Source organism: Nocardia sp. CDC160, from assembly GCF_035818795.1.
Lineage (GTDB): Bacteria > Actinomycetota > Actinomycetes > Mycobacteriales > Mycobacteriaceae > Nocardia.
The window spans coordinates 23,519-49,487 of record NZ_JAYKYT010000010.1 but is presented as its reverse complement, the minus strand read 5'-3'; the positions used below and the strand labels follow the sequence as shown (position 1 = coordinate 49,487).

Genomic DNA, 25,969 nt, shown 5'->3' with positions numbered 1-25,969 from the left:
CAGGGACCTGCTCCCAGGACCTGTTGCAAGGGAGAAGCAATGAGTTCTCCACTTGGACCTGCACCCACCCGTCAGACAACCTGTGTGAAATCGATCTACGATGCTCGAATCTCGATGACACGACGACGTCGGTGGCCCGCTCGGCATGCCTAGCGCGACAGCAACCCGATTTGCGTTCACCTGCCCCACTACCTCGAAAATCCCACGCTCGGTCGGTACGTGCAGAACCGCGTGGAATTTGGCAGCTATCAGGGAGTCCCGATGATCGAGCCGAAGGTGCCCTCTTGCCCGAACACTGTGGCCCGCAGGAGGTTTGGGCGAGAGCAGGCCCGAATATGTTACCCCTCGACCGAGCAGGCTTCGGTGGGCGATGTGACGGCCGTGATCACTGCCCTCAACGACGCGACTGACATTCCTTACTGCCTGGATCGACTCACCAGGCAAGAAGCAATCGCTCAGATCATCGTTGTGGACCGTGGAAGCGTCGACGACACCCAATGGATCGTCGGGGTGTACTCATCGATTACCGAGAAGATCCGCCTGATTACTGAGCCCGGCCTCGAGCTGGTCGCCGCGCGCAACCTCGGGTTCGATGCCGCCGACAGCGACATCATTGGGCATCTTCGTCCTGACGCTCGCGTCGAATTCGATTGGGCCCGAACGACTTCACGCCATCTATCCACACATCCCGAAACGGCGGCGGTCACAAGAACCAATCTCACACATATCGGGCTCAAGATTCCGACCGCGGACGCCGATCGGCAAACGCGTCACAGATCCCAGATCTTCGACCTCGCCGCCGGGTGGCCGTGCGGAGCCAACCTCGCCATACGCCGTTCGGTATGGCTGGAGATACGAGATACATCTGTCACGGTCAGCGTCCCGTGGGCAGATCTCGATCTGGCGCTCTGCCTTCGGAGGCAGGGCCGCCGAGTAGATCAGCTCGTTCCCCTGTGTTGATTCCTTACCCGCTATCGATCTAGATGCCGAGGGTGAGAACCCGATCCGGTTACCCCACCGCCATCGTCCGACTCCTTTCGGTCCACGTGGACGCCGATGTGGTTTGCTTAGTAGCATGAGCGCGGGTGTCGAATACACGATCGATCAGCTGGCACGTGAAGCCGGTACGACCGTGCGGAGTCTGCGTGTCTACCACGAGCGCGGAGTGCTGCCACCCCCCACTTTGAAGGGGCGAACCGGGTTCTATGGGCCCGAGCATCTCAACCGGGTGCACACCATAAGTCGGCTGCTCGATCGAGGAATAAAGCTCAACGGCATCAAGGAGCTGCTCAACGCGTGGGATCGCGGAGATGGCCTCGGCGAGGTCCTGGGCGAGATGGCTCCGGGAGCGCCCGCTCCTCAGGAATCGGTCGAGTCTCAGAAGCTTTCGGCGACCGAGCTGGCCGATCGATATGCCGACGTGCCTAACGGATTGGCCCGTGTCGTCGCGGCGGGCATGTACGAGCCCGTCGACGCGGCGACCTACCGCGTAATCGACCCACAGCTGATTCGGATCGTCGACCAGTTCGTGTCGGCGGGTATACCTCTCGACGAGGCTGTCAGCGAACTGGAGAGATTGCGAATCGACTGCGATCGGATCGCCCGCCGTTTCGTCGATGTCTTCCAGCGAACAACGCGTGACCCGCACCTCGAGGACACGAACCTCGCGGCCCGGGCTGCACACAGCGAACAACTCTCCATTGCTCGTGCTTTACCGGGTCGCGCAACCTCGGACCTGATCAACCGATTCGTCGCACGATATCTCGAAGAGGAAATCAAGCTAACCGACGCGTAGCCGTGCATACCTGTTCCCGTCGTTGGAAATTGGACGAACGCCGGCCGCGTTCTCGGGTCCTACTCTGTCGGATATGGACGGACCCCGGATCAGCACGGCAGACCGCGAGCGTGCATTGCGCGAGCTGTCGCAGCATTTCGGTAATGGACGGCTGACTCTGACCGAGTTCGAGGACCGCAGTGCGGCGGTGACCACAGCAACCAGCCTGAATCAATTGGCCCAGCTTTTCATCGATCTGCCCGTCAACACGCCAGGGCCTTCACAGATCCCTGCCGAACCCACGGTAAGCCCACTCGCGGTAGTCATCACGTTCCTGACGATCGCTGCCACCGCGTTGTTCGCGGCCACCGGCAATCCACTCTCGCTGCTTCTGGTCGCCGCCGCCGTGCTGATCCTGCTGATTCGCCGCACTCGGTAGCTGCATCCGCAAATCTCGACATCGGTTATTGGTGAGCCACGGTACCGATGGGTCCGGAAGATGTTGGTATCGGCAAATTTGACACCACCTGACGGGATTGCAACGGCAGGATCGTCTGTGACTCGCGGATGACATCGGCGTCGGCAGTCCGCCCTCCAACAACACAGTGACCCACCCTGGCCTCGCGGCCGGGCTGGTATCTGCATAGACCGCGACATAGTTTCGGAGCCGAAAGCCCGCGCGCCTGGACTCGCCACGGCGTGGCCGAGCCCAACGAGCCGTGTCTGACGGCCTCGATCGTCAATCCGGGTGCGACCGTGAGGAATTGCGTATCACGAGCGTCACAACCCGCCCGCCCGCCCCCCGGCGGCGGTGTGGGCGGAGAAGCTCGCCGAAGACGGTCCGCCGGTGACGGTGACCAACCTGCGGCATTCATGGTGGATTTCCTGCCGGTGGTCCGGCGGACGTTGACGCGCACGGGTTTTCAGGTCGATCACGTGCAGTATTACTCGGACGCGCTCAAGCCGTCGCATGTACACACCCGTATGGGGAGAGATCAAGCTTCACATGAGCAGCAGCCGCCTCGCCCTCGGTGGGTGTGACCGACTCAACCGGACCGTTGGTTGCTGATCGTTCCCAACCGTTGCCCGAACACTACCGAATCGGCTGACCCGATCAGCCGACCCCGTAGGGTGTCAGCCGGCGCACCTTCCCGGCGGCACCGTTCAGCCAGGCCGAATTCAGCAGTCATCCTGTAACCGTGAGGCTTCGACGAGGTCATCGCAGAATTTGGCGACATCGTTGCCGATAAGTTCCACGACTCCTTTGCCTGCAGCGATCCCTTCTTCGAAGAAGTCGAGAATCCCGGATAGCAAGCTCTCGTCCGCCAGCTCGACCGGCCCGGTCTTGAACAAGTACTTTTGAATCTCCCGGTAGACAATCTCGTAGTCGGTCGGGAGCGCTCTGACGCGAGCCATATGCGCACGCCACTTTCGCTTATCTTCGACGATGTCCCGGATACCCACCTTATTCTCCTCGCCGGTCGAGTTTGCGTGCAACGTTGCGGTTCAGCTGCTCGCGCCACCTGTCGCGATAGCTCTTGGTTCCCTCTTCGCCGGCGATCGCTGCGCAGAAGCCCTTGATATCGTCGCCCAGCGCCTCGTGGACGCTCTGTCCGTCCGCGGCTGTCTCCTCTAGCAGCCCGAGGGCACCGTCGAGAATCGGCATCATGTTGCGACCCGTGAAGTCCCCGTAGACGAACAGATGGGCTTTGATCTCGCCCCATGCCGCTTGATATTCGACTGGAAGGGCCTTGGCTCGAGCTTCGAAGGCCGCGCATTCCCTAGTGAGATCGTTGCCTGTGATTTTGTCCCAGAAGTTCATCAGGAAATCCTCCGACGGTAGGCCATCATGGCGAAAACGTAGGCGACAACAAGGATGCCGACACACCAGGCCAGCGCGATCCAGATGCTGTCGCCGACCGGCTGTTGGGCGAACAGGTCGCGGATCGCATCAACGATCGAGGTCACCGGCTGGTTGTCAGCGAAGGCGCGCACCGGGCCGGGCATGGTGTGGGTGGGCACGAAGGCCGAGCTGAGGAACGGCAAGAAGATCAGCGGGTAGGAGAACGCGCTGGCGCCGTCCGGAGAGCTCGCGGTGAGACCGGGGATGATGGCGATCCAGGTCAGGGCCAGGGTGAACAGGACCAGGATGCCCAGCACCGCCAGCCAGGCGAATACGCTTGCGCCGGTGCGGAATCCCATCGCCACCGCGACGCCCACCACGACAGCCAGCGAGATCAAGTTGGCGACCAGCGAGGTCAGCACGTGCGCCCACAACACCGACGAGCGGGCGATCGGCATCGATTGAAAGCGTTCGAAGATGCCGTTGTTCTTGTCCTGGAACAACCGGAAAGCGGTGTAGGCGATGCCGGAGGCGACAGTCATGAGCAGGATGCCCGGCAGCAGGTACTTCACGTACGAGTGCATCCCAGTATTGATCGCACCGCCGAATACATAGGTGAACAGCAGCAGGAACGCGATCGGCATGATGACCGTCGTCATGATGGTGTCCAGGCTGCGAGTGATATGGCGCAACGATCGTCCCAGCAGAACGGCGGTGTCGCCGAAGAAGTGTTTGTTCATCGGTGTTCCTTAGGTTTTCGCGCCGACACCGCGGTCGGCAGCGGCGTCATCCCTCCGGCCGTCGCCGACGATGGCGAAGTAGATGTCTTCGAGGGTCGGCTGCTTCTCGACGTACTCGACGGTGGCTGGCGGGTGCAGTGCCTTGAGTTCGGCGAGGGTGCCGTTGACGATAATGCGGCCCTCGTGCAGGATCGCGATCCGATCGGCGAGCTGCTCGGCCTCGTCGAGATGCTGCGTGGTGAGCAGCACCGTGGTGCCGCTCGCAGCAAGTTCGGTGACGGCCTTCCACACCTCGACACGGGCCTGTGGGTCCAGCCCCGTCGTCGGCTCGTCGAGGAAAATGACCGCCGGATCCCCGATCAGACTCATCGCGATGTCGAGGCGGCGGCGCATGCCACCGGAATAGGTGGAAACCTTTCGCGTGGCCGCGTCGGTCAGTCCGAACCGCTCCAGCAGATCGTCGGCGATCCGGCGCGGGTTCCTCAGGTGTCGCAGCCGCGCGACCAGCACCAGGTTCTCACGCCCGGAAAGGATTTCATCAACCGCAGTGAACTGTCCGGTGAGACTGAAAGACTGGCGGACCTCATTCGCTTGGGTAGCGACGTCGAATCCGTTGACACAGGCGGTGCCCGAGTCGGCCTTCATTAGCGTGGCCAGGATGCGTACGATCGTGGTCTTGCCCGCCCCGTTGGAGCCGAGCAGGGCGAAGATACTGCCACGTGCGACGTCGAAATTCACGCCGCGCAGCACATGCAGATCCTTGTAGGACTTCTCCAGATCCCGCACATCGATCGCGGGAGCTTGGTGTGTCGTCATCGAACCGGCGCCATCTTCGGTATTTGGCATGGCTATTTGCCTCCTTCGTGCAGCTCTGCGAGCCGTTCGGACAGGAAGTTCCAAGTCCCCCAGAATTCGTCCAGGTCTTCCTGTCCCCGCGCGTTCAGGCGGTACACCTTGCGCGGCGGCCCCTTCTCCGATGGGACCTTCTCCACGTTGACCAGGCCCTTCTTCTCGATCCGGACGAGGAGGGCGTAGACGGTGCCCTCGGCGATATCGGAGAACCCCTGGTCCCGTAACCACGAGGTGATCTCGTACCCATACGCCGGCCGCACGGCCAGGATCGCCAGGATGATGCCTTCCAACGTGCCCTTCAGCATCTCCGTGATCTGCTTGCCCACGGAACACCTCCTCGCGCTACTTAGTGGCGATGACTACCGGTACATAGTACCGCTGAATAGCGGAAGGGCAAGCTGGTGTAACCCTGCCAGTGGTCACGGCGGCGGCAGCAACAACCGAGAGCCGCCAAACGGTACTGACCACAACGAAATTCGATCGATTCACCCGCAACCTCGCCGAAGCCGGTAAATGCCGACCGACCTGTGCGACGCGGGTGTTGCTGTTCGGGCTCGGCAGCCAAACCTTCGGCCGGGACGATCTGTTCGGCAAGCTGTTCTTGCAAACCTTGGGCATCGTCGCCAAGTTCGAGGCGAACCTGAACCACATGTGCACCCGCAAAGGCATGGCCAAGACCCGCGCCACGGCCCGACGGCGAGGCAAGGAAATCCGAAAATGCCCCTCGCGGCACGCACGACGATCCACCGCATCACCACCGGTGCCACACCGCGGAACTAACCCTCATTTGCGGCTGGTGACATGATCCTTACTGGCACCCCTACTCACCGGCGACCGGATGACGATCGACCCGGACTCCTACCATCGTGTTCTCGGCCTAACCTGGTTGGCCAGGTCCACCAATCGATAGCGATGCAAGCGGTCGGGCGCGAGCTTGGCCAATACGCGCAGGGAGGCTTCGAGACCGAGGCGAAGTCCCCGCTCGGTGGCCGGGTATCCGAGAATACGATCGGCATCGTCCGGTCGGCCTCCGGCATTCAACCATGCCAGCGCGACCCACAACACGACTGTCCGTAGCGGCATCGCCCGTGGATCGTCGCGGTGTGACTCCACGCGCTCGGCGGCAGCATCCAGATCAACCGAGGTGAGCTCCGCGACCGGACGTGATAGCAGGAGCAGACAGCCGGTCAGACGCGCGACATTGTGATGTCGGGACGCGACGGGTACCTCGTCGAGAACACTTACAGCCTGCAACCTCGCGCCCCGGGACTCCAGCTGCCGCGCGAGCCCGAACGCGGCGCTGATCACTCCGTGATTGGTGCGCCAGACTGTTCGATAGTGAACTACCGCGGCCGTGTGCCAGCGATCGATGTCGTCGTCCTCGGTCTGCTGGAGGTGAAGCTGCGCTGTCGCCGCAAGCGCGAGTTCAGGCGCGATCTCGCCTGGCAGTATCGAATGAACAGCGTCGAAATGTCGGTAGGCGCAGGCGTGTTCGTCGTGCAGCATCGCGGCGATCCCCGAATACCATGCGACGCGCCAATCTGCATTGGTGTCGATCGCAAGACCGTCTATCAACTGGCTGGCGACATCAGCCTGTCCTAGATCCAAGTGCGCCCGAATCGCGGCGAGAGTGCTTTCCACGCCGAAGGATTCAGGCTTCTCGATGGTCCCGTCGACAATCCGCTGACGAGCTTGGCGCAGCGCCTCCAAGGTGTGCGCCGGATCTCCGTGCTGCAGGCTCGATAGCATAGCCGAACTGGGGTCGCGTCTATCGATCAGAGGTACCGGGAGCGCGGCGATGACTTCTCGAGCGGTAATCGCTCGACCGGAGCCCGTTCCCTCGATCATTCCATCGATCTGCCCGATCATTGTTTCGATTCCAAAATCTCCTCGCAAGGAACCGAATGCGATCGAGGCTTGAGGATGCTCACGCCCGGTGTCGGTGGCAAGTACCTTACGGAGCACACCAGCAAGCTGGGAGTGCATCGCATAGGCAGAGGTGAAGCGGCGCTGTGGGTCCGGGTCTGTTGCCCGGACCAGGAACCGGTACAACCACGGGTACCGCCTAAAAATCGCTCGCTCGCTTGGTGCGGGAATACCCGCCGAGCGGTGCCCGTTTTGGTCCCTGGGCATGTCAATGATCAAGGCGGCCAATGTCCGGCCAACCGAGTAGATGTCGGACAAGACGGTCGGCCCGGTCATTGTGATCTCAGGCGCCATATATCCAGGCGTCCCGTAGATGCTGCCGCCCGAACCCAATGCCGCCACTGCGCCGAGATCGATAAGTTTGACTTCTCCATCGGCCACCATGATGTTGTCAGGTTTGAGATCGTTGTAGGCGAGTCCACACGAATGCAGATAGTCCAGTGCGGGAAGAATTTCCATCACATAGGCAATTGCATCGGCGACCGGCATTCGAGACGGTGATTGCCGATCGAGTAGCGCGCGCAGTGAACGTCCGCCGATGTACTCCATGACTATGTAACCGTCGGGAGCGTGTTGGGTCGACCTGTGCTCGACAAAATTGTAGATCTTGACAATGCTGGAATACGCGGCCTCGGACAGGAATTGCCGTTCAGCGAGTGCGACGACATGTGCCTCGAAGTCGAGCGGGTTCCGAAGGCCTTTCAGGACCACCCAGCGGTCGCTCACGTTGCGGTCAATCGCCAGGTAGAGCCATCCGAGTCCGCCGTGCGCCAGACATCCCTGAACCTCGTACTGCCCCGCTACCAGGTCTCCGGGGCTCAGCGAGGGCCGGAAGTTGAACGGCGACCTGCAGACGGGGCACTGGCCTGCAAGAACGCCCGGCTGATCCGAATCACTTCGTCCGACTGGCTCCTGACAGTTCCAGCAGAAGCGCTCCGACTCCGGGACTTCGGGATCAGACAGAAGCACAGTTCGTGGGTCGATCGGCGCGGTACTCGGCATAGCCACCAGACCACCTGCCAACCGCTTGACGCTGGGGCGTGAGGTCTCGGCATCTGCCTTGTCACTTTGATCGCGCCCCTGAGGCGAAACCCGTTGGGTCGAGCCACCTTCGGGCGGTTGCCTGTTCGGAAGGCCTTCGACTGCCTTCGTCATCCGCAGAGTCGGCCACCCACCCGGCCGATTCGTCCAGGCATCGGCGGATGCTTCCTGGCCGGAAGTTGTTCGATCATCCGACATCGGGATCTCCCGATCCGTTCTGGATCGACTGTCCACTTTGCAGATTTCGCTGTTGCCTGCAAACCCGTTGTCTTGGCGCGAACACAGCCGAACTAGCTCTGTTCGGACGGGTCGGCTGTTGTCAGGGCCTCGCTGCGCGGCAACGGCCGCTCCACAACGATCGGAAACTGCCCTGTGTAGCCGACCCGATCTTTGGCGATCTGCAGTACTCGCTCGCGGGCCAGGAACCATCCAATCAGCAGCAGAGGCAACAAGATCACCGCCGCGGAGATCACAGAGGCTCGTTCGGTGCCGCTGCCCCCGAAAGCCATAATCGCGACCACTGTCACCAGGAACGCCAGCGTCGCAAAGCTGGTGTAGGGCGCGCCCATCAGCCGGAATGCCGGGCGCTGCGTCTCGCCCCTGCGCCATCTCCGCCACAGTTGCAGCTGACAAATAATGATCGCCGACCAGGTCGACAGGGTGCCGAGCGCGGACATATTCAGCACGATCTCGAAAGCCTTCGCGGGTACGACCGCATTGAGCCCGACGCCGGTCAGCGCGACGGTTCCGGTCGCCAGGATTCCGACGTATGGAACTCCGCTCGGTGACATCCGCGCTGCAACGCCTGGCGCACTACCATTCATCGCCATCGAGCGCAGGACCCGGCCGGTCGAGTAGAGGCCCGCATTGAGACTCGAGAACGCGGCCGTCAGCACGACGACGTTCATGATCGAACCGGAACCGCTGACACCAAGTCTCGCAAAGAAGGTGACGAACGGGCTTTCTCCCGCTTTGAACGCGGTGTATGGCAACAAGAGTCCCAGTAGCACCAGCGACCCGACATAGAAAACCACAATCCGAGCGATGATCGAGTTGATCGCCCGCGGCATGATCTTCTCCGGGTTCTCCGCTTCGCCCGCCGCGGTGCCGACCAATTCGACTCCGGCATAGGCGAACACAACCCCGGTCGTCACCAAGACCAGGGGTGTGGCACCGAGCGGTGCCAGGCCCCCGTGTGCACTAACCATGGTGAATCCGGTTTGCGCACCTTGGATTTTGAAGCGTCCCACCAGGAGCACGGTCCCCACTACCAGGAATGTGGCAAGCGCGACCACCTTGATCAGGGCCGCCCAGAACTCCATCTCGCCAAACCAGCGCACCGAGATGAGATTGATACTCACCACCAGTGTCAGAGCGATCAATGCAATCAACCACTGCGGTATGAAACTGGTGGCTCCCCAGTAGTGGACATAGGTGGCAATCGCGGTGATGTCTACGATCCCGGTCATGGACCAGTGAAAGAAGTACATCCATCCGACACCGAAAGCCAGCTTCTCGCCGTAGAACTCACGCGCGTAGGACACGAACGACCCCGAGGACGGGCGATGCAACACCAGTTCGCCAAGCGCTCGCAGGACGAAGAATACGAATACTCCGCAAACACCGTAGATCAGGCACAGGCCTGGGCCGGCACTGGCCAACCGGCCACCGGCACCGAGAAACAGTCCGGTTCCGATCGCACCGCCGATCGCGATCATCTGCAACTGACGAGGACGCAACGCCTTGTGATAGCCCACATCCTCAGCGTGCAGAACATCCGGCGGCACCTCTGCGGGACCTGGAACGGTGGTCATGAGCCAGCCTTTCGACGGCAATACTATTCCGCCAATTAATGTACCGTTAAGTAGCGGCCCGTTCAATCTCGAATCCTCGACTCGTCGCAGCGCCGGCCGGCTGAGGCGTCGGCGGACAGATCAGTCGTCCAGCGGATCACCATGGGTCGATACGCTTGACGCGTCAGATAGTTGGAGTGGCAGATGGCATGGCTCGATCGCGAGTTCATTGCGGTACCCGACGACCGCAAGAATCAACTTGTCTACAAGTGGCCGGATGTCAGCATCCGCCGTTACAGCCGCGCGATTGTCAACGCTGATGAAACCGCGCTGCTCGTCACGTCTGGGCACGTGGTCGCAGCTCTCGGACCCGGCAGACACCGGATCGACACCGACGAACTGCCCGGCCTGGGCGCATTGATCGACACGATCAGCGGTGGCAGGTTTTACCGCGCGGAGCTGTACTTCGTTTCGACGCGCGAGTTCCCGGCGATCAAGTTTGGTGGACGGATCGCCGACATCGCAGATCCGATCAGCGAACAGGTTGTCACGCTGCGGGTATTCGGCGAATTCGCCCTGTCGGTACGTGACCCCACAGTGCTGCTCACCTCGTTGGCGGGCACCGCCGACCTCTCCCAGCCCGCCACACTGGAGTCATGGTGTGCCGAGATCCTTCTCAAGGCAATGAAAGTAGTTGTTACCCAAGGGATCTCGGGCGGGAAGTGGCAGGTGCTGGGCATGTCGGCTCAGCTGGGGCCGGTAGAGAACGAGGTGGTGCGGAGCGCGAACCTTACTTTGTACGAGTATGGGCTGCGGATCCCCAGACTCGGCAACTTCGATCTGACACTCGCCCCAGAGGATGCCGATCGACTCAAGAGACTGGCGAAGGACCTCACCTATATCCGCCTGGCCGGAGATTTCCAGCGCTACGCCGCCGGCGAACTGGCGCTGGGCGCCAGTCAAGGTCTTGCCCACGGCGAGAGCAGAGCCGATGGCAACCTCATAGGAACCACCCTGGGGCTCAACGCGATTCGCCAAAACTTGGAAATCGGCGCTGGAGTTCACCCCGCGTCGGTGGCCAGCTCTGAACAACAGGTTTGCATGCGATGCCGCACCGTCAATGCAGGTCACGCCCGCTTCTGTATCGAATGTGGCGAAAAGATCGAACGCAGGTCCACCGGCCGGCGATGCCGCTGCGGCAATGAACTCCCCACAGCTGCCCGGTTCTGTCCCGAATGCGGCCAATCAGTCGATTGAGCGGAAGCACGCTCGCGCGAAGCCGTGTCGACAGCAAGCAGGTACCGAGCAGATGTGGGGCCCGCTCATTTCCCGCTTGTCAGACTCAATTCCCCACCGTTGACCACGCTGCGGACCTGCCGGGCCGCCACCGACAAGGTCGCGAGGTCATAGCGGCCAGCGCTGGCAATCTCGGCCAGTGTCGCAGTGACACGGGCCAGACGAGACCGGCTCAGAGACTGCCAGTGAGTGATCTTCTGCTCGGTGGACTCAACTGGCTCCGTTGTCGTCAGCACATCGATTGTCAAGGCACGCAACGCCGAGTAGAGATCGTCTCGAACCGCCAAGCGCGCCAGCGTAGTCCATCGATCGCCGGCTTCCATGCGGCCGACCGCGTCTAGCAGCCGTTGCACTTCGAAGGTTTCGTTGAGTGTGTAGTAGAGGTCCGCAACCTCTGCAGCGTCACGCTCGCAGATGTCGGCGACGTCGAGCACATCCAGCAGTGGGAAACGGTGAATGAGAAGGAACACCTCCTCGGCGAGCTCTCGCGGAGCGCCGAGGCCCAATACCGTGCGCGACCGGCCGAGCAGGTCGTCGGCAATGTGACCGGGCCGCCAAGCCGGGACTGTGGGCGCCAGCGCGCCAATACCCTCGCGATACCGGCTGATATCGGCACCGATCGCTATCGGTTGGGGCCGGTTGATCAGCAGCCATCGCGAGGCGCGATCCAATGTGCGCTCGGTTTCCAGCTCGAGGGCGTCCCTCGCCGCCATAGGCATTGCCGTCGTGCGAATTCGGTGCCAAAGGTCCCGCAACCCGAATATTTCGACTGCAGCCGTGAAGGCGCGTACCGCGTCGGTGGTCGTGGCGCCGGTCTCTTCGATCAGCCGAAAGACGTAGGTGATGCCGCCGTTGTCGACGATATCGTTTACCAGCATGGTCGACACGATCTCGCGCCGAAGAGGATGCTTGCTGATTCCGTGCGACAGTCGATCACGCAGGGGGGCAGGGAAATACGCTGGCAGCATCGCGGCGAACGCGGCGCTGTCGGGGAGATCGCTATCGAGCAGGTCCGCTTTGATCGAGAGTTTGACCTGCGCGAGCAGGTTCGCCAGCTCGGGCGAGGTCAATCCTCGGCCCGCCTCGGCCAGGCGCTTCACTTCGGCGTCGGAAGGCAGTCCTTCGATCTCGCGCTGTAGGCCGCGCCGTGCCTCCAGATCGGCCAACAGTCGCCGGTGCACATCGACCAGCGATGGCGCGCTGGTACGAGCCAGGCCCATGCGATTGTTCTGAGAGATGTTGTCACTCAACACGAGTGTGGCGACCTCATCGGTCATCGACGCCAGCAGCGGATTGCGTTCGGCAGCGGGCAATTCGCCGCTCGAGATCGCACTATCAAGCAGAATCTTGATGTTGACTTCACGGTCCGAGCAGTCGACCCCTGCCGAGTTGTCCAGGGCGTCAGTGTTGCACTTGCCGCCCTGCCTGCAGAACTCGATCCTGCCCGCGGCGGTGATGCCCAGATTGCCTCCCTCCCCGATCACCTTGACCCGCAACTGATTCGCGTCCACCCGTACGGTGTTGTTCGCTTTGTCTCCGACCTCGGCGTCGGACTCGTTCGACGCCTTGATATATGTACCGATCCCGCCATTCCACAGCAACTGGACGGGCGCGAGCAGGATCGCCCGAATCAGATCTGGTGGCGACATCGATGTGACATCACGAGCCAATCCGAGTGCTCGCTGGACCTGAGAGCTGATGGGAACCGACTTGACTGTGCGTTCCCAGACTCCGCCGCCGGCACTGATCAGTGCATTGTCGTAGTCAGCCCACGACGAGCGCGTAAGCGCGAACATTCGCTGTCGTTCCTGGAACGAACGGGCAGCGTCCGGATCGGGATCCAGGAAGATATGGCGGTGGTCGAAGGCCGCGACGAGCCGGATGTGTTCGGACAACAGCATCCCGTTACCGAAGACGTCGCCGGACATGTCACCGATACCGACCACCGTGAAATCCTGGGATTGGGTGTCGACACCCGTCTCGGCGAAATGACGCCGCACTGACTCCCATGCGCCCTTCGCGGTGATCGCCATTGCTTTGTGGTCGTAACCGACCGACCCGCCCGAGGCGAACGCATCACCCAACCAGAACCCGTACTGCCTGGCGACGTCGTTGGCGATGTCGGAAAATGCTGCTGTGCCCTTGTCCGCGGCTACGACCAGGTAGGTGTCGTCCCCGTCTCGACGCACAACTCGGTCAGGAGGCACCACAGTACCGGTATCGCGGTCCACATTGTCGGTGAGGTCCAGCATGCCCGCTATGAAAGTCCGATAGCAGGCAACGCCCTCCGCCTGCAACGCTTGTCGATCAGCGGCGGCATTCCCCGATGGCGCGGGAGGTCGCTTCACGACGAATCCACCTTTCGCCCCGACCGGCACGATCACTGCGTTCTTGACCGCTTGTGCTTTGACCAGCCCCAGGATCTCGGTTCGAAAGTCTTCCAGCCGATCCGACCATCGCAGACCACCCCGCGCGACGGGACCGAACCTCAGATGCACGCCTTCCACTCGCGGGGAGTGCACGAAAATCTCGTAGCGCGGTCGAGGTTGCGGCAACTCCGCGATCTTTCGAGGATCGAGTTTGAGCGCCAGGTATGCCGGTGGTTGCCCGTCGTGGTCGTGACGATAGTGGTTGGTCCGCAGGGTGGCGGTTATCAATCCCAGGATGGCACGCAGAATCCGGTCGGTGTCGAGGCCGGCTACCGCATCAATCTCGACGCTCAGCTTTTCCGCCAGCTCGTCAGCCCGCGATTCATCGGACCGGGCCGAGCGGTCAGGGTCGAACTGCGCGGCAAACAACTGTGTGAACAGTCGAGCCGCGAGAGGATACGCCAGCAGCACTCGTGTGATGTTGGCGAAGGTGTAGGCAAATCCCGCCTGTTGCAGATACTTTGCATAGGCCCGCAGGACGACGACCAGTCGGATCGACAGCCCAGCACGGAGAACCAGCTCGTTCAGACCGTCGACCTCGGTCCGGCCGCTCCACATCGCTTGGAAGGCATCCGAGAAGCGTTCGCAGACAACATCTTCCGATCCCCAATCCTCGGACGCGGGCACCGGCATCCGGAGTCCGAAGTCGTAGATCCAGCGCGGTTCGCCATTCGGCAACGGGATTCGATAGGGCCGCTCGTCAGCGACCTCCACGCCAAGACTGTGCAGTACCGGGAGCACCCGGCTCAATGACACTTCATCTCCGGCCACATAGAGGGTGAAGCGCCACTGGTCGTCTGGCGCATCCGCTTCCCGATACAAACGTGTGTCGATCCCACCTCCGGCCAACCCGATCAGTCGTGTCACATCCTTCAATGCTCGGCTGGGTTCGAACTCGTGCCGGTACGACGCGGGGAAGGCGTCGGCGTACTGCTGGATGAGAGTCGCCGGCACCAACCCGATCCCAGCGGCCGCCGCGACCAGCCGGTCGCCCCACGTTCGCGCGCACTCGTACAGCCGGTCCTCGATCCGACTCCGATTGGCCTCGGAGAGGTCGGCAGGTTCCGTATCCCGCCCGCGGTGGACGGTGAAGTACAACACCGCAAACTCTGATTCGGCGACCCGGACCGAGTAGTCGACCTGTTCACCGCGGAATTCTGCCCGAACGAGTTCTTCCATTTGCAATCGAACAGCCGTCGAGTAGCGATCACGCGGGACATACACCAGGCAGTAGATCGACCCGCTGCGCACATCCTCTCGCAGAAACAGCCGCACCTGTCGGCGTAGTCCAACATTAACTACGGCGGACACTGTCTCGAACAGCCGGCGGGTCGTCGTGGAGAACAGCTCGGTTCGAGGAAAGGTCTGCATCATCTCGAGCATTGCTTGACCAGTGAACGAGTTCAAGGCGACGCCCGCCCACTCGAGGACCTGATGTACCCGCCTCGAGATTACCGGAATATCGAGGATGTTCTCGTGAAGTCCGGCGACGGTGAACGTACCTACGAAAACGTGGTCGCCCGGCAGTGGTTCGACCATACCGTCCGGTCCGATCGAATCCTCGGTCTCCTCACTGCAGTCGGCGATGCGGACGAAGATGAGGTCGCCAGCGCCGGGCACGAGCGAATCGACCGTACCGTTGGTCAGCTGCACCATTGGCCCAGCGGAAGTCGAGGCCGCAATGGGGACATCGGAATTCGCACCGTTACGCAGGACACCGAGGCCGGTGCCGGGTACCTGGTGTGAATCGACGCCTGGACGCGCCTGATAATAGCCATAGCCGAGGAGGGTGAATCGCCCCTCCGCCAGCCACCGCAAAAGCCGTGCGTAGTCGGCCAGTTCGGTATAGTGCCGGCGGTCGGCGGATCGTCCCAATCGTTCGGCGGCACCAGCGAGAGTCTCGGCCATCGCGTGAGTGTCATTCGCGATTGTGCGAACGTCGCGCAATAGCGGGCCGATTTCTCGCTCGGCGCGTTCGAGGACCTGGTCAGCGGTGTCAGCCTTCAGCTGAACATGAATCCACGACTCATGGAAGCTCCCGTGTCCGGCAGAGTGGTCACCGTCCTCGATATCGCTGTCCCGTTCAGCGACCGCCTGCAATCGGCCGTCACTGGTACGGGTCACGTCGAAGACCGGGTGTACCACTTCGGTGACCACGGCCCCTGCCCGGCGCAGCGCCGCGGTCACCGAGTCGACCAGCAGCGGCATGTCGTCATTGACGATCTGGATTGCCGCACCCAAACCGATGGCATCGTCACTTCTGTATGTGCGCAGGACGGCGGTTCCCGGTTCACGTTGAGCCGCGAGCTCGTAATGGCTCTGGAAGATCTGTTCGGCACGTTCGGTAATCGCCGACGTTCCTGGCTGTATCCAGCGGAAATAGGCTGCAGCCAAGGCAGTGGGCTCATTCTGCAACCCTCTCCATGGCATCGACTGCCTGGTGCTCGCCACCATCGCCCTACGCCTCCTGGACTCCGAGTAATGTTCAGAGCCTCATAGTTACTTACTTAGTGTACCGTTATTTGACGGCGCATTATATAGAGTATCATCTGTGCGGAGGCACTAAGCCAGCCCCGCCCGCACCACGAACGCCAGTGCCGCCGCAGAACCAACGAAGGTGCCAGTCTCGATCTCCAACCCCGTTCGGGTGTCCGCGTACCACACGTTGTCCGAGGGCCCGATCGCCACGAAGACTTTGCCGTCCGACACGACTTTGGCGCCCGTCGCCCGCCATTTGCGGATCGTCGAGGCCACCTGATCAGGCCGCTCGACCTGCACGTAGCAATCCAGTTCCTGATTGCCGGCGATCCCCCCGGCTAGCAGTGGCTCGCTGGCCGCAATGACACATCTGTCGACCGATCCAGCCGGCCCGGGCCGATCGCAGGTAGTGACCGCGCCCAGCATTGCCGGAAGCTGCTGGTTGCCCACTACCGAAGTGGTGGGCATCGTGATTGGGACCGAGCAAGAATGCACAGTCACCATCGCCAAACCGACCAAGGCTGCCACACCCACTCCAGCAGCCTTCCACTGCCAGCGGCGAAGCTGGTGGGCACCAACCCTTTCCGATTCCACCAGCGCGTCTTTCCCCACCACCTCGATCGCTCTGACAATCTTGCCCGACGACGTCGCGGGCTCGGGGTCCGAGATCGGCGCTCCACAGTGGGAACAGCGGGAATCAGCACCGCTGTTCCGGTGCGAGCAGTATCTGCAGACGAAAGCGGGAACGGTCAATGTCCGGTGATCACAATCGAGGAGATCGCAACGACGTTGGTGGAGGGATCACCCTTCGATTCCAATACCGTGAGCGTGATGTGCGATGCGGTAATCGGCGGATTCAACCGGGTGACCACAAGGGTTCTCTGGCCGAGCGTTTCTTGGGTGTCAGTGGTCGCGTTGGGATCGTCGAAACGGTACGAGACTCGGCTCACCGTACGGTATTTGGGCCACTGATCTACCCCATCGGATCCAACGCTGTCCCATCCGGGGACTATGCCGACCGAATCGAGTTGATAGGTCTTACCGAGATCGATTGTCAGAACCTGCCCGTCGACCTTGTAGGCGCGCACACACGACCAAGCCTTCCCTTGGCCGCCGAAAGCGTCCATCCCCGCGGTGCTGCCGGGCGGACAATGCGACTGCGCCGACTTCACCTGGATGACAGCTCCGACAACCGTGGTCGTGGTCGGAACAGACGGCGCCGCCGTCGGAGAATTGGTCACTGTCTCAATGGCGGCCGGTTTGGATTGATGGCTGCCCTGAGTAACGGTTAGCAACAGCACCAGCGACACCACCAGCCCGCCACCGATAACCAAAGCGATCTTCGGTCGTCTGAGCCAGGCGAATGCGACCCGCGCGGAGAGGTTGCGGACCACCTCAGCGGCCGCCCCAGCGCCGTTGCCCGCCGATGGTGGATCCTCTGCGGGCGCAGACTTAGGTTCGGAGGCGGTGCGCTCGGAATAGTCCGGCGGAAACTCGACCTCTGGTGCAATCTCCGATACCCCGCCATTGAGCAGCGCGAGAATCTGATCGCTCGCCCGCGGCCCGACCGCGTGCCGACGGCCCGCCTTCGGTGCTGAGGTTTCGACCTCGAACTCCTCGGGACGTACACCAACGGACGCGACGACACGTGGCGGCTTATCGTGCGTTGCCGCCTGAACCTCCAGTGATGGTTCGGACAGCAGCGCCTTCAAGACCGCACCGCGGTGGCGTTGGAAAGAGTCGCCGAGGTCGGTATCCGACATGATCCGGATCGTATTTCTCCGCAGCCCGAAACCCGACCGGAGTCTTACCAGCCCTGAGAAGCCGGTCGCATCCGAATCAGGGCTTCTTGTCGCCAGTGACGAAATACTCGGGCGGCACGTCAAAGACCCGAGCCAGGGCGATGATCAGATCCAGCCGCGGAATCGCGTCGCCGTGTATCAGCCGGTACAGCCCTGACTGCGAGACCGGAACATCCGGATAGGCCAACTCCAGATGCTGTGCCAGCGCATACAACGTCAGAGATCGTGTCGATCCGTCCTCGGTCGACACCATCGATTCGGCGATGAGCTCGGACAGCCGACTGGAAAACAGCTCCGCAGCCGCCTGTCTGGGAGTCGGGACGTCACTGTCTTCGCGGCCTTCGATGTCGCCGCTGTCAGCATCACGTTCTGCCATCACGCCAATAGTCATTCCTCACTCCCAACTCAGTCAACGCCCCGGATGGTTGGTCACCGATTCCGGGTGACCCGCTTCGGTCCGCGCCGTGGTGGGATCGCCCAGCTCATCGACATATCGGGTTTCACCTCGCGGCTCGATGAGATCCACACGCAAGGTTCGCATGGGAATGCTCACCTCCACGGCAGTCTCACTTACCTGGCGGATCTGCAGATCCGCGGTCCGCCGTGGCGGGCGGCCTCCTCCGGGCTCGTTGATGGTGACGGTAGTCGGAGCCGCCGAGGCACGCGGCGGAATTTGATCAAAGACGACAATCGTCGCCTGCCGCTGACCGACCTCGGAATCGGCTGCGTGGACACCCTCTTCGACGGCAAGTCTCAAAGATCGCTCGTCGCCGACGGCGTCGATCAACTGGCGCCACCGCTGCGGGCGAGCCGAATGGACTTCAACATCAGCGCCTACTGCCATTGCCCGCAAGACGATCTGCTGTGCGACCGGCAGTTTCGCCTGAACATCCACGCTGCGCCGCCGCGGTTGGTATTGGGCCGGGTCGAAAAGGGCCAGCGCGAGCGTATGGCGAGGTTGTCCGCTGATGGATCCCAGAATTTGACCGTTGGGCCCGATCGGGATGGTGAGGTCAGCAAGCAGCTCGTCAGGCGCGAAATCGGTCCCCGATTCGATCAGCGGTACTGCGCTCCAAGACGTCTCTGCCGGAAGAGAGGCACGCAACGCGACGGCCTGGTGGCCGGGCAATCTGCGCAAATAGTCGGGCAGGGCTGCGGTAACCGGGGGGCCGACGAATCGCACAAGTGCACGCGGGCCTTGCTGAGACTCGGTCAATCCGAGCACAAGCGTGGTGTGTCCCCGATTCCAGGCCCAGCAATCGTCGAGCGTGGCAGCGTCGAGACGCCCCCAATCAACCAGGAAGCTGGTCGCATCTCGTCCTGGAGAAGCTTGTAATCGTCCCCATCGTTCCCGCAATTCCGCCAGTTCGACTCCTGTGTGCAGTAGCCGGATTGCCTCGTGCATCGCTGCCGAAGGCAGTGCCTGCGCCGCGATTCCGCGTTCACGCAAGCGCACGGCGATACGGTGGGCAGCGGTCGCGAGCGCTTTCGGTGCCACGACAGCACACGGCCCACGCTGTGTCAGTGCGGCCAGGTTGCGTTCTTGATCCAGGCGCAGCACCAGCCAGGTCAACCGATTACCGACCACCGGATGTGATCCGACCAGTTGGTCGTAGAGCATGCTGTAGCTGCCGGTCGAACGAACGCGTTGCCCGGTGGTCACGATATCGATATCGATATCGATGCCGTATTGATCGAGCATCGGCATCAACGCGGCGACGGCAACGGTGTCCTCTGTATAAATGGTGGTCTCGGCAATCACGGTCGGCAGATCGAGATCGGGAGCCAGCTGCACCATGGCCACCAAAGTTGTTCCCGCTGTGCGTATTCCGCAGGTACCCGCAGCAACCTCAACGTCCTGGATATCGGCCGGTTCGAGCAGGGCACGACTGCGTGCCGAACGCCGGAATCGGTACTGGGCCCACCCATACAGCCATCCGACAGCGGTTCGATCGTTCACACGCACTGTCACCGACGCCAATACCGCCGCCAGGCTAGCCGCACAAACCCACCACGGAACTCGCGTCGACATTCCGGCCAGTACCGGTCCCCCACCGATCACCATGGCCGCGAATGGCGCACGTTCTGCCCCTGCCAGCCGGATCCGCGCACTCACTCCCGCCTCCGCAAGATTTCCTCGGCCCCGACCACACACAAGGCCAGCGCACCGGCGAGGGCGATGATGATCAGTGCGTAGGTACCCGGTCGAGCATCCTTCGAAGGTGGTGGTGCTGCCATAGCGAGGGTTCTCGGGCTGCCAAGTCCGGCCGGCAACTGCGGTGGGGTCCGATAGGACAGCGCTGCCATTGGATCGATCGATCCCGCGCCGACGGCGTTGTCCACACCGCGGGCCGGCGCGTGGGCACTGGCCCGCAACCGGTTTACGATCTCGCCCGGTGTCTCGGCTGGGAATCGTGAGCGCAGCAACGCTGCGACTCCTGCGGCATAGGCTGCCGCAAACGATGAACCGCCGACCGGGACCAGACTCCCGGAAGCCCCTATCCCGTTGATCAATCCGCCTCCAGGACCCAATGATTCGATTCCTGTACCGGGCGCGGCAACCGAAACCCACGGTCCAGTCAGGGAATCCGGAACCTCCGCGCCGGTTGCAGTTGTGAATCCGACAGAAACCACGTCGGAGGCGAACCAACTCGGGGTCGAGACGGTCTTCACACCATCCCAATTGCGCGGGTCAGCGGGCTTGGTCGGATCGATGTCCGGATTCTGCTGACAGCCAGGATCTCCGGTGTTGCCGGCCCCGGCCACCACTACGGCTCCTCGCGTGCGCACTGCGTATCCGATCGCTACCGCAAGCATGGACTGGTCAACTGCGGCGGTCGTTGTGACACAGATCGGCAGTGATATCACGATGACCCCTGCGCCTTGGTTTGCCGCATGTGTGATGGCGCGAGCCAAGGTCCGGACGTCCATCGCGCTCTGCTGGGCAGAATCGAAGCTGGCGGGCCGCTCGAAATCGAATGCATCCGACCTGGAGCGAATCGATATGATCCGGGCCGCCGGCGCGACACCGGCGAACGCGTCCCCGGGATCGCTTGCTGCCCCGATGATTCCGGCGATCAACGTGCCGTGCGCATCACAGTCGGACAACCCGTCGCCACCGGGCACGACATAGTCGCCGCCACCGATCAGATTGGGCAGCCGCAGGTTCGGTGTCACCCCCGTATCGATCACCGCAACAGTTACACCGGCACCGTTGCTCAACGCCCGCGCATGGCGCAGGTCGAGGGCAAGTTCGGGTGGTGGCGGCTGCGACAGGTCGCTGTCATGTAACACGCCCGCCCCCAGACATCCACGGTTCTGTTTGGTGGACAGTTCAGGTCCGGGTGGATCGTCCAGAGGCGTCGACCCGACTACGACCTGCGGTTGCTCGACGGCAGCGGCCGGGATGACCGGTACGAACGCCATCGCCGCAGCCGCTGCCACAACCATGGCGGCCAAACGCATCAGATCCCCCGAGCAGCGGTGTAAACGCCCATGATCCAGAAGGTCAGGACAGGGACAACGAGAATCAAGGTGTATTCGGCCAGGTCGATCAATCTTCGGGTTATCGGAGATAACCGTCGACCCGGAAGCCTCAGCGCCACAACGCATCCCACACCGGCGACACCGGCGACCGCGGCTCCGACAACAACCCTGGCCGACACCGAGTAATAGGCGTCGATCAGCCCGAATCCAGCTCCCACGACGATTGCCGTGGAAGCAGCGATCAGCGCGAGCGCCTGAACGCGATCCGGATGCCAGCGAGCCCTCAACACCAGCAGGCCCGAAACTGCAACGGCCAACACAATTTCACGGACGCCTCCTACTGCTGTCACGGCGACGATGACTGTGGAACCAGCCAGAAGCGCTGACGCGGCGAGGATCAGACCCCGCAATCCTGTGACGGCGAGACGAGCGCGACGTTCGATGTCCGCTCCAAGCCTGCTCTGCCATCGCCCTGCACCGTCGGTCTGCCCCTCCGCCTCTTCGTCACCATTTTCGGATTCGTCGAAGATGTCGGTGAGCGTGGCCGGAGCGATGTCGCTGCCCGGGTCGGGCAGATCCGGTGGGCGAATCCGAGCCGCTATCACAGCAAGCCGGGGGGCCGCGGTCAGCAGCAGAAGCCCTGCAAAGACCGTCGCCGCGACAGCATGACGTGCCGATACGGCGAGGTATGTCACCGACAACGCTGCAGCGGCTATCAGGACGCCCGACACCGCGGTGGCAAGCAAGGGGGTGACGCCGATTCGTGTCGACCGCAACAGCGCGGCCGCAGCGATAGCGACCACTGCCGCCCCGGCCGCTACATTGGCCGCAGTGAAAGGTCCCGGCTCGGCGTAAGCATGCGGGACCAGCATTGCGCCACCCATGAACAGGAGTGGCAGTGCGGCGATCGCTAGTCCCAGTACAGTCCGGGCCGCAGCGGCGCGCCGATCTGCAACCAGCGCGGCAGCACCGTAGCTCGCACCCAGCAACACGGCAGGCAGCGCGTACGGAAGCGTTGATCCGCTGCGTATCCACGAAAGTCCCAGCATCACTGCGAAGGCCGATGCACCGACACCGAGTACAGACAATCCCGCGACAGTCGCGGTGTCACGATCGAATTCGGCGAAATGACGGGCGTTGGTCCGGGCCAGCGCGTCGGTGATGTCCTCCACCAGCGGTGTGAAAACTTCCGGCGATTCGACCGCTGACAACATCAGGACGGTCCCATCCGCGACATCGTGATCGGCGAGGGTCCGCCATCGGGGTATCGGCGGCTCGCCCACTCGGGCCAGACTCCATTGCCCGCTTGGTGGAGTGAAATCGACAGAGTCGTCGTCGATGGCGTTGGTCAACACCGCGAGCAGGTCGTCGATGAAGGTCTCGATGGTGAACCTCGTCGGTAGGACGACATCGACCTGATAGCGGGAAACCATGACCGCGACCCTCGCGCGCGCGACCTCCGCGGAATTCTGGGAGGTGGCAGGGGCCACTGCGAATGACGTGCTCATCACCGCCGTCCGAACGACGCAGGTGCACCCGTCAAGTGATCGGGAAATCCTTCGGCCAGTTCCGCGCCCAGTTGTTCGAACGCCAGCCGAGTGCGCTTGTCCAGCAGCCTGAGATCGATCGAACCGCCCTCGGCCAGATGGGCATCGTAAGGCAGCACGCATGTAGGCCGTTGGACGCTCGCGAACAACGTCTCTATCTGACCGATATCGACCGATGGCTTCTTCGGGTGATGGTGAACGATCGCCACCACGGACGACCCGAACAGATGCTGCAGCCCGTGAGCTCCCAACCAGTTCAAGGTGGCGACAGCACCGGTAACACCGCCCACTGTCGGCGGGGTGACGATGACGACCGCGGCACTCGATTCCAGCACGGTGGCAGTCGAGGAGTTCAACATGCCGGTCCCACAGTCGACAAGCACCAGGTTGTAATGTCGGCGCAAGATCTCCACTGCGCGGGTGTACTCGCGCCCCGACAACGGTTCGGTCGCCCTCGTCGACCACGGAGAGGCGACCACGGCCAAATCTGAATCATTGATCGAGGCATAGGACTGCACAGCAGAGAAAGCATCGGTGTTCGGCGACTGCGCGAGATCACGCAATGTCAGCCCATATGGGTGGCGCGCGGTGCGCGCGGAAAGATCCCCGAAATCCGGGTTGGCGTCGATGGCGACAACTCGATCCGGCCGCAGGCTCGCGAAGGTCGATCCGAGTGTGGCAACCGTTGTCGTCCTGCCCACTCCTCCCTTCACACTGATCACCGCAATTTGGTAGGGGCTGGTCAGTTGGCGGCGAACGAGCGCGCGCCGATCCTCGGTGTCCTGTTCAGCGCGTGAGAGACCCAGCCGGAAGCCGACTCGGTTCAGCGCCCCGCGCATGCCATGGGTCGAACGCAGGTGCGCCGGCCGTGATACCGCGATATCAGCGAGAAGGTCCAAGGAGTTGACAGCAATGGGTGAGCCATGCGCCGAAACCGGTTGTACCGCAATCGAATACTCGCTCGGATCGTGAGGTCGAGACGAGGCTGGGATTGCAGCCGAAGACTGTCGGGCCGGGGCGGTATTGGACGAGTGCCGACCAGATTCTAGCTGCGATTGGCCCTGACCAATAGCAGCTGATATGGGCGTCTCTGACAATGCGCTCTCCGCCATAGCCGGTGCCGCCGGCTGGTTTTGCACCGACGCTGCGGGACCCCCGTCCCGTGGAGACGGACCGGCCGAACCGGGTGGCGGAGATCCGTTCTCTTCGCTGCCGTCCGATTCCGGACCTGCATCCGACCTTCGCTCGGAAATCCAGCCGAGTCCAGTACCGGACAACCCGTCGCCCGGAGCGAAGAAGGCATCGTAGCCCCGAGCCCGGCCGGATGCCCCGGATCCGCCCGGTGCTGCATCCATTTCTCGTCCTCTCGAAATCCCTGCCGGACTTTCAACTCCGGCTCGTACCGAACCAGCTCCGCGCAGGCAACAACTCGATCAGTCCTTCGGCTCCGGCCCGCATGGCACTGTCATCACCTGGGGTATAGGTCGACCAAATTTGGCCGTCGATCCCGCGACGAGGTATCACAACGATCCGCCCGAGGTTCGTGTCGAGCACCACTAAACCGAGTTCCGGGCTTTCGGTGGCCCCGTCGTGGTGCTCGATCATCACCACTTCGGCCCGGCGTGTGGTCTCGTCCAATGCCTGGGACAGCACCCTCGCAGTCCGCGGTGTGGCACCCAATTCCATGAGCGCGCTTCGCCTTTCAACCCTGCCCTCGGGCACTACAGTGAACTGCTCCAGTGTCGCGGTCATCGGCTCGAATCGCGCGGGTGGACAGGAGCCGAGTGCCGCCTTCAGTACGGCACAGATAGCATCCAACTGGTTCATCTGCTGATGAACCGACTGAATGACAACCTCGTCGCCGCTGCGCAACGCGAGCACATGGTCTTCTCCACACCGCACGAGCGCCAGCCGCAACATCGCGTCAGGGCGGGCGTCCGGGCCGGTATCGACGATGCGGGCGTCCATCTCCACGTCGGGCCGGTACAAGCAGCGCAGCCATCGTTCGATGGTCGGGTGCACGATGCCGTCGTCCAAGACACCGATCCGAGTTAGCTGCTCGGAAACAACGGTATCGACCCGCTCCTGGTCTTCGACCAGAAACACGTTCGGCATCAGCGCCAGCACGAGAGGGTACGAGTCGATGCCGACCAGACGCCGCAGCAACAGGGCAGCATCGACGTTCAACTCGACGGCTACCGGATCATGGGCCACTGCAGGACCTACACCGGGAACCGTTTCCCTTGTTCGATGTCATTGGAATTGACGAAGCCGCCAGGACCCAGAACAGAATTGACCTTGCTGTTCAAATTGGCAAGACTGGCCCGGTAGGACTGCATCTTGCTGTCCCATTGAGTCTGAACATCGTTGTACCCGTCGACACCTGCACCCTGCATGGTAGCGACGATGGCATTTTTCAGTGAATCGATTTGCAGCGATTCATCATACATCGCCTGTTCGATGACATCGGTCCGCTGAACCAGTTCAGCGACATGCGTGTAGTCAACATGGATCGGCCTGCTCATCATCTATCCCTTTCCTTTGTCCCGTGCGCACACGGGTTATCACCATGAGTGATTGTCGATCAGCGTCTGCTCGGCGGCATGCAGGTGTTGGACGTCCGGGGCAGCGTCGAGATTCGCCGCATTGATCTGCCCTGCAGCTTCCTGAGCGTTCGCGTCGTAACTGATGCCGGCAGCCTGCAGTTTCTGAATGATGTCCTGCAGGAACGCCATTACACTATTTCCGGCCACTTCAGCATTCTCGAAAGCAGCCTGAACCGAGTCACCTGTATACCCTTGAACTGCAGCCCTGAATTCGTCCCTGCATCCAGAAAGAGCGCGTAGGTGCGCTCCGATCTCCCCGTGATGCGATTGCGTCTTGCTTGCAGTGGTCTGCATGAACGCGGGATCGACCGTGGTTATTGGAGTCGATGCCATTGTCATTCCTTTCAAAATATTCT

The 25,969-nt window shown here is 62.1% G+C and carries 24 protein-coding genes; 6 read left to right on the top strand and 18 right to left on the bottom strand.

The genetic code is table 11. The features are described from left to right. Positions 1-261: 261 nt before the first annotated feature. From VMT40_RS37020 to VMT40_RS37010, 3 genes are all read left to right on the top strand, one after another. Positions 262-960: a glycosyltransferase family A protein gene (locus VMT40_RS37020; RefSeq protein ID WP_326364325.1), complete on the top strand. Its 699-nt coding sequence runs from the start codon at positions 262-264 to the stop codon at positions 958-960. Between the two features lie 115 nt (positions 961-1,075). After that, a complete protein-coding gene (locus tag VMT40_RS37015; protein ID WP_326364324.1) occupies positions 1,076-1,795 on the top strand; it encodes a MerR family transcriptional regulator in 720 nt (239 codons plus the stop codon). Between the two features lie 73 nt (positions 1,796-1,868). Then, positions 1,869-2,213, top strand: coding sequence for a DUF1707 SHOCT-like domain-containing protein (locus tag VMT40_RS37010; protein WP_326364323.1), 345 nt, complete (start codon positions 1,869-1,871; stop codon positions 2,211-2,213). A gap of 740 nt (positions 2,214-2,953) precedes the next feature. Here the strand turns inward: VMT40_RS37010 and VMT40_RS37000 are convergent. The 5 genes from VMT40_RS37000 to VMT40_RS36980 are packed head-to-tail and all read right to left on the bottom strand — an operon-like array spanning position 2,954 to position 5,535. Beyond that, a complete protein-coding gene (locus VMT40_RS37000; protein WP_326364322.1) occupies positions 2,954-3,238 on the bottom strand; it encodes a DUF1048 domain-containing protein in 285 nt (94 codons plus the stop codon). Position 3,239: 1 nt separating this feature from the next. Beyond that, positions 3,240-3,596 carry a DUF1048 domain-containing protein gene (locus VMT40_RS36995; protein WP_326364321.1) on the bottom strand — a complete coding sequence of 119 codons (357 nt, stop codon included), beginning with the start codon at positions 3,594-3,596 and terminating at the stop codon, positions 3,240-3,242. After that, on the bottom strand, positions 3,596-4,357 hold the full coding sequence (locus VMT40_RS36990; protein ID WP_326364320.1) for an ABC transporter permease: 762 nt from the start codon (positions 4,355-4,357) through the stop codon (positions 3,596-3,598). Before VMT40_RS36990 ends, VMT40_RS36995 begins: the two co-directional genes overlap by 1 nt. A gap of 9 nt (positions 4,358-4,366) precedes the next feature. Further along, positions 4,367-5,173, bottom strand: a complete 807-nt coding sequence (locus tag VMT40_RS36985) for an ABC transporter ATP-binding protein (RefSeq protein WP_326364460.1) — start codon at positions 5,171-5,173, stop codon at positions 4,367-4,369. A gap of 32 nt (positions 5,174-5,205) precedes the next feature. Then, positions 5,206-5,535, bottom strand: coding sequence for a PadR family transcriptional regulator (locus VMT40_RS36980; RefSeq protein ID WP_326364319.1), 330 nt, complete (start codon positions 5,533-5,535; stop codon positions 5,206-5,208). Between the two features lie 89 nt (positions 5,536-5,624). On the opposite strand from VMT40_RS36980, the gene VMT40_RS36975 reads away from it, so the two are divergent. Continuing rightward, the gene (locus tag VMT40_RS36975; protein WP_326364318.1) at positions 5,625-6,014 is read left to right on the top strand and encodes a recombinase family protein; all 390 of its coding nucleotides are present in this window, start codon (positions 5,625-5,627) and stop codon (positions 6,012-6,014) included. 53 nt (positions 6,015-6,067) lie between these two features. On the opposite strand, the gene VMT40_RS36970 is transcribed toward VMT40_RS36975, so the two are convergent. Then, positions 6,068-8,290 (bottom strand): serine/threonine-protein kinase, encoded by a 2,223-nt coding sequence (locus VMT40_RS36970; protein ID WP_326364317.1) that lies wholly within the window; start codon positions 8,288-8,290, stop codon positions 6,068-6,070. Positions 8,291-8,466: 176 nt separating this feature from the next. Continuing rightward, positions 8,467-9,990, bottom strand: a complete 1,524-nt coding sequence (locus VMT40_RS36965; protein ID WP_326364316.1) for an amino acid permease — start codon at positions 9,988-9,990, stop codon at positions 8,467-8,469. A 183-nt stretch (positions 9,991-10,173) separates the two neighbouring features. Between VMT40_RS36965 and VMT40_RS36960 the strand changes: the two genes are divergently transcribed. Then, positions 10,174-11,226, top strand: a complete 1,053-nt coding sequence (locus VMT40_RS36960) for an SPFH domain-containing protein (RefSeq protein WP_326364315.1) — start codon at positions 10,174-10,176, stop codon at positions 11,224-11,226. 65 nt (positions 11,227-11,291) lie between these two features. On the opposite strand, the gene VMT40_RS36955 is transcribed toward VMT40_RS36960, so the two are convergent. Beyond that, entirely contained in the window at positions 11,292-16,148 is a 4,857-nt protein-coding gene (locus VMT40_RS36955; protein ID WP_326364314.1) for an NAD-glutamate dehydrogenase, read from the bottom strand. 108 nt (positions 16,149-16,256) lie between these two features. Beyond that, entirely contained in the window at positions 16,257-16,622 is a 366-nt protein-coding gene (locus VMT40_RS36950; RefSeq protein ID WP_326364313.1) for a hypothetical protein, read from the bottom strand. Positions 16,623-16,629: 7 nt separating this feature from the next. On the opposite strand from VMT40_RS36950, the gene VMT40_RS36945 reads away from it, so the two are divergent. Beyond that, positions 16,630-16,935: a hypothetical protein gene (locus VMT40_RS36945; RefSeq protein WP_326364312.1), complete on the top strand. Its 306-nt coding sequence runs from the start codon at positions 16,630-16,632 to the stop codon at positions 16,933-16,935. Here VMT40_RS36945 and VMT40_RS36940 read toward each other — a convergent pair. The 9 genes from VMT40_RS36940 to VMT40_RS36900 all read right to left on the bottom strand — a co-directional run bounded on the left by VMT40_RS36940 (position 16,922) and on the right by VMT40_RS36900 (position 25,946). After that, positions 16,922-17,935 carry a discoidin domain-containing protein gene (locus VMT40_RS36940; RefSeq protein ID WP_326364311.1) on the bottom strand — a complete coding sequence of 338 codons (1,014 nt, stop codon included), beginning with the start codon at positions 17,933-17,935 and terminating at the stop codon, positions 16,922-16,924. The genes VMT40_RS36945 and VMT40_RS36940 overlap by 14 nt on opposite strands. Before the next feature lie 76 nt (positions 17,936-18,011). Next, positions 18,012-18,365 (bottom strand): helix-turn-helix domain-containing protein, encoded by a 354-nt coding sequence (locus tag VMT40_RS36935; protein ID WP_326364310.1) that lies wholly within the window; start codon positions 18,363-18,365, stop codon positions 18,012-18,014. 18 nt (positions 18,366-18,383) lie between these two features. Then, positions 18,384-20,039: a type VII secretion protein EccE gene (gene eccE, locus VMT40_RS36930; RefSeq protein ID WP_326364459.1), complete on the bottom strand. Its 1,656-nt coding sequence runs from the start codon at positions 20,037-20,039 to the stop codon at positions 18,384-18,386. Between the two features lie 47 nt (positions 20,040-20,086). Continuing rightward, positions 20,087-21,439 (bottom strand): type VII secretion-associated serine protease mycosin, encoded by a 1,353-nt coding sequence (gene mycP / locus VMT40_RS36925; protein ID WP_326364309.1) that lies wholly within the window; start codon positions 21,437-21,439, stop codon positions 20,087-20,089. Then, entirely contained in the window at positions 21,439-22,968 is a 1,530-nt protein-coding gene (gene eccD / locus VMT40_RS36920; RefSeq protein ID WP_326364308.1) for a type VII secretion integral membrane protein EccD, read from the bottom strand. Before eccD ends, mycP begins: the two co-directional genes overlap by 1 nt. After that, positions 22,968-23,906: a MinD/ParA family ATP-binding protein gene (locus VMT40_RS36915; protein ID WP_326364307.1), complete on the bottom strand. Its 939-nt coding sequence runs from the start codon at positions 23,904-23,906 to the stop codon at positions 22,968-22,970. Before VMT40_RS36915 ends, eccD begins: the two co-directional genes overlap by 1 nt. Before the next feature lie 487 nt (positions 23,907-24,393). Beyond that, positions 24,394-25,221, bottom strand: coding sequence for an ESX secretion-associated protein EspG (locus VMT40_RS36910; protein WP_326364306.1), 828 nt, complete (start codon positions 25,219-25,221; stop codon positions 24,394-24,396). Positions 25,222-25,229: 8 nt separating this feature from the next. After that, positions 25,230-25,532, bottom strand: a complete 303-nt coding sequence (locus VMT40_RS36905; RefSeq protein WP_326364305.1) for a WXG100 family type VII secretion target — start codon at positions 25,530-25,532, stop codon at positions 25,230-25,232. A gap of 39 nt (positions 25,533-25,571) precedes the next feature. Next, a complete protein-coding gene (locus VMT40_RS36900; protein WP_326364304.1) occupies positions 25,572-25,946 on the bottom strand; it encodes a hypothetical protein in 375 nt (124 codons plus the stop codon). Between the last annotated feature and the right edge of the window lie 23 nt (positions 25,947-25,969).

Bases quoted from the DNA above. Each gene is read 5' to 3' on its own strand.
- VMT40_RS36905 (WP_326364305.1), bottom strand. From the start codon at position 25,532: ATGAGCAGGCCGATCCATGTTGACTACACGCATGTCGCTGAACTGGTT.
- VMT40_RS37010 (WP_326364323.1), top strand. From the start codon at position 1,869: ATGGACGGACCCCGGATCAGCACGGCAGACCGCGAGCGTGCATTGCGC.
- VMT40_RS36935 (WP_326364310.1), bottom strand. From the start codon at position 18,365: ATGACTATTGGCGTGATGGCAGAACGTGATGCTGACAGCGGCGACATC.
- VMT40_RS36955 (WP_326364314.1), bottom strand. From the start codon at position 16,148: ATGGTGGCGAGCACCAGGCAGTCGATGCCATGGAGAGGGTTGCAGAAT.
- VMT40_RS36965 (WP_326364316.1), bottom strand. From the start codon at position 9,990: ATGACCACCGTTCCAGGTCCCGCAGAGGTGCCGCCGGATGTTCTGCAC.
- eccE (WP_326364459.1), bottom strand. From the start codon at position 20,039: ATGGTGATCGGTGGGGGACCGGTACTGGCCGGAATGTCGACGCGAGTT.
- VMT40_RS36940 (WP_326364311.1), bottom strand. From the start codon at position 17,935: ATGTCGGATACCGACCTCGGCGACTCTTTCCAACGCCACCGCGGTGCG.
- VMT40_RS37020 (WP_326364325.1), top strand. From the start codon at position 262: ATGATCGAGCCGAAGGTGCCCTCTTGCCCGAACACTGTGGCCCGCAGG.
- VMT40_RS36990 (WP_326364320.1), bottom strand. From the start codon at position 4,357: ATGAACAAACACTTCTTCGGCGACACCGCCGTTCTGCTGGGACGATCG.
- VMT40_RS36960 (WP_326364315.1), top strand. From the start codon at position 10,174: ATGGCATGGCTCGATCGCGAGTTCATTGCGGTACCCGACGACCGCAAG.
- VMT40_RS36985 (WP_326364460.1), bottom strand. From the start codon at position 5,173: ATGACGACACACCAAGCTCCCGCGATCGATGTGCGGGATCTGGAGAAG.
- mycP (WP_326364309.1), bottom strand. From the start codon at position 21,439: ATGCGTTTGGCCGCCATGGTTGTGGCAGCGGCTGCGGCGATGGCGTTC.
- VMT40_RS36970 (WP_326364317.1), bottom strand. From the start codon at position 8,290: ATGACGAAGGCAGTCGAAGGCCTTCCGAACAGGCAACCGCCCGAAGGT.
- VMT40_RS36900 (WP_326364304.1), bottom strand. From the start codon at position 25,946: ATGGCATCGACTCCAATAACCACGGTCGATCCCGCGTTCATGCAGACC.
- eccD (WP_326364308.1), bottom strand. From the start codon at position 22,968: ATGAGCACGTCATTCGCAGTGGCCCCTGCCACCTCCCAGAATTCCGCG.
- VMT40_RS37015 (WP_326364324.1), top strand. From the start codon at position 1,076: ATGAGCGCGGGTGTCGAATACACGATCGATCAGCTGGCACGTGAAGCC.
- VMT40_RS36995 (WP_326364321.1), bottom strand. From the start codon at position 3,596: ATGAACTTCTGGGACAAAATCACAGGCAACGATCTCACTAGGGAATGC.